At 51.1% G+C, this 3,136-nt stretch carries 2 protein-coding genes and 1 pseudogene; 2 read left to right on the forward strand and 1 reads right to left on the reverse strand.

Going from position 1 to position 3,136, the window contains the following annotated elements:
• The first annotated feature begins 105 nt into the window (after positions 1-105).
• Both IBX50_RS19000 and IBX50_RS19005 read left to right on the forward strand, forming a co-directional pair.
• Positions 106-336: a hypothetical protein gene (locus IBX50_RS19000; RefSeq protein ID WP_292257970.1), complete on the forward strand. Its 231-nt coding sequence runs from the start codon at positions 106-108 to the stop codon at positions 334-336.
• Between the two features lie 164 nt (positions 337-500).
• On the forward strand, positions 501-2,843 hold the full coding sequence (locus tag IBX50_RS19005; protein ID WP_292257971.1) for a Tex family protein: 2,343 nt from the start codon (positions 501-503) through the stop codon (positions 2,841-2,843).
• 44 nt (positions 2,844-2,887) lie between these two features.
• Here IBX50_RS19005 and IBX50_RS19010 read toward each other — a convergent pair.
• Positions 2,888-3,136: pseudogene (locus IBX50_RS19010) on the reverse strand (cell filamentation protein Fic); the annotation flags it as partial.

A 3,136-nucleotide genomic window follows, 5' to 3' on the forward strand; every position in this document is an offset into this window, starting at 1 on the left:
AACCAGCACAACCGCAAGGCAGTTAACGCCTACGGCCAAGCCAAAGGCCAGTTTTCTCGCTGAGCTTGCTTTCCCCTTTTTGACCACTCGTCTATACTCATACTTATGAGCAAACTGGATGAAGTAAAAGAGATTCTCAGCACCCTGCGGCTCTGGATGAGCATCAGCATAGGTGTGCTTGTCGTTCTCATAGGTGGACTGGTTAATCGTTTCGATAAAAATCTTGTTGATGCCGTATTTTTCTCTGGCATTCTGCTAACTGGCATTCTACTGACCACGCTGTTTTTTATATTGCGGAAAATTTCTGAGAAAACCAAAGAACTAGGTGACTTATGAACATAGCGGAAATTTTTTTTCTTGTAACTGCCATTGTTTTTGGTGGTCTCTTTCTTTGGGGAACTTTTAAGCTCTCTGAAGAGTAGCAGGCAACCTTCCCACCTGTTCATTCATCCAGCTTTTTGTTATAGTCCCTGTTCGATTTTTTGTGCTCAAGGACTCTCATGCTCCCTTCCATTGCTCAACGTCTTGCCACGGAACTGAATGTTCGTGAAGCTCAGGTCGCAGCCACGGTTGCCCTGCTGGATGAAGGTTCCACCGTTCCTTTTATCTCTCGTTACCGTAAAGAAGCCACTGGTGGGTTGGATGATACCCAGCTGCGCACCCTGGATGAGCGTTTGCGTTACCTGCGTGAACTGGAAGACCGCCGTTCAGCAGTGATTTCTTCAGTTGAAGAACAAGGCAAACTGACCGATGAGTTAAAGCAGCAATTACAGCTGGCAGATACCAAGCAGCGTCTGGAAGACCTCTACCTGCCATATAAACCCAAACGCCGCACCAAAGCACAGATTGCCCGTGAAGCCGGTATTGAGCCGCTGGCCGATGCCCTGCTGCAGACGCCAACCCTGACCCCTGAAAGTGAAGCGACCGCTTACATCAATGCTGAAGCCGGTTTTGCTGATGAAAAAGCGGTGTTGGATGGTGCCAAACAGATCCTGATGGAGCGCTTCTCTGAAGAGCCGGAGCTTTCCGGTCGTTTACGGGATTCGCTCTGGAGTGATGGTTTGTTATCCAGCCGTGTGATTGCCGGTCAGGAAACAGCAGGTGCCAAGTTCCGCGATTATTTTGAGCAGGATGAAGCCTTAAAAACCACTCCTTCTCACCGTGCATTAGCGATGTTCCGTGGCCGTAATGAAGGCTTTTTGTCTCTAAGCATCAAGTTGCCGGGTGAGGAGGAGATGAAATCTCACCCATCCGAAGCCGTGATTGCTGAGCGCTTTGGTATCAAGGATGCCGGTCGCCCTGCAGATCGCTGGTTAAATGAGGTGGTGCGCTGGACCTGGAAGGTAAAACTTTATACCCGCCTGGAAACCGAACTGCTGACCCGACTGCGGGAAATCGCCGAAGAAGCTGCCATTCAGGTATTCGCGCACAATCTCAAGGATTTACTGCTGTCAGCACCTGCCGGTGCCAAGGCGACATTGGCACTGGATCCCGGCATCCGTACTGGCTGCAAGGTGGCGGTGGTGGATGCAACCGGCAAGCTGGTCGATCATGCCACCATCTATCCTCATGCCCCCCAGCACCGCTGGGATGAATCCCTGGCGACACTGGCTGCCCTGTGTCGGAAACACCCTGTTGAGCTGATAGCCATCGGCAACGGCACGGCCAGCCGTGAAACCGACAAGCTGGCCGGTGATCTGATTAAGAAGTTTAGCAGTGCACCTAATACCCAGAAAATCAGCAAGGTGATGGTGAATGAAGCAGGAGCCTCGATCTATTCAGCATCCGAATTTGCCGCAAGGGAATTTCCCGATCTGGATGTGACCATTCGGGGTGCTGTTTCAATTGCCCGCCGCCTGCAAGATCCGCTGGCGGAGTTGGTGAAGATTGAACCCAAATCCATTGGTGTTGGCCAGTATCAGCACGATGTTTCACAGGTGCAGCTGGCACGTTCACTGGATGCGGTGGTGGAAGACTGTGTAAACGGCGTGGGTGTTGATCTGAATATGGCTTCTGCTCCTCTGCTGGCTCGCACCTCCGGGCTGAACACCACTCTGGCAGAAAACATCGTTGCCTGGCGCGATGAGCATGGTGCTTTCAAAGAGCGCAAACAGTTGCTGGATGTCAAACGCCTTGGCCCCAAGGCTTATGAGCAGTGTGCCGGTTTTCTTCGAATTATGAAGGGTAAAAACCCGCTGGATGCCTCTGGTGTTCACCCGGAAGCCTATCCGGTGGTGGAAAAAATTGCCAAAAGCCATCAGCGGGATGTCAGCAGCCTGATTGGTGACTCGACCTTCCTGAAAAGCCTGAAGCCCTCTGAATTTACCGATGAGCGTTTTGGTTTGCCCACCGTGACCGACATTATCCGTGAGCTGGATAAACCCGGACGTGATCCACGCCCTGAATTCAAGGCCGCTGAGTTTCTGGAAGGGGTTGAGGATGTTAAAGACCTGAAACCGGGTATGATTCTGGAAGGTGTAGTGACCAACGTCGCCAACTTTGGTGCCTTTGTGGATATTGGTGTACATCAGGATGGGCTGGTACATATTTCCGCCCTCTCCGACACCTTTATTAAAGACCCGCGTGATGTGGTCAAAGCCGGTGACATTATCAAGGTCAAGGTGCTGGAAGTGGATCTGGAACGCCGCCGTATCGCTTTAACCTGCCGGATGAGTGACCAGCCGGGAGAAAACTCAAACAATCGCGGCCAAGGTGACAACAAAACTGCCGGAGGTGGGCAGGCACGCTCTGCACAACGCCATAACCAGCAACAGCCACCCGCAAAGGGCAACACCCTGGGTGACTTGTTGTTAGCAGCGCAGAAGAAAAAACAGAAGGCTTAATCAAACTTTTGTAAGCACAGGGAGCGTGCTTATCAATGATCGGTTTAAAGAGGGTTCTGAAAATTCCTGAGGATTTTTGGGTTCAGGCAGCTGCGAAGGAACTGGTTCATCGCGGACATATTGTTTGAGTCATAAAACTCCAGCATCAGGGTGTTAAACTCCTGCTGACGCTTTGCTGGAACATTAATCACAGGGTAGCCCTGAGAAAGCAGTATCCCATTCATCATAAAACGGCCAGTACGTTTGTTGACATCCCAGAAAAACTGGTTTCTTGCCATTTGTAAAAAGGCAGT

Source organism: Marinospirillum sp., from assembly GCF_014859565.1.

Bases quoted from the DNA above. Each gene is read 5' to 3' on its own strand.
- IBX50_RS19000 (WP_292257970.1), top strand. From the start codon at position 106: ATGAGCAAACTGGATGAAGTAAAAGAGATTCTCAGCACCCTGCGGCTC.
- IBX50_RS19005 (WP_292257971.1), top strand. From the start codon at position 501: ATGCTCCCTTCCATTGCTCAACGTCTTGCCACGGAACTGAATGTTCGT.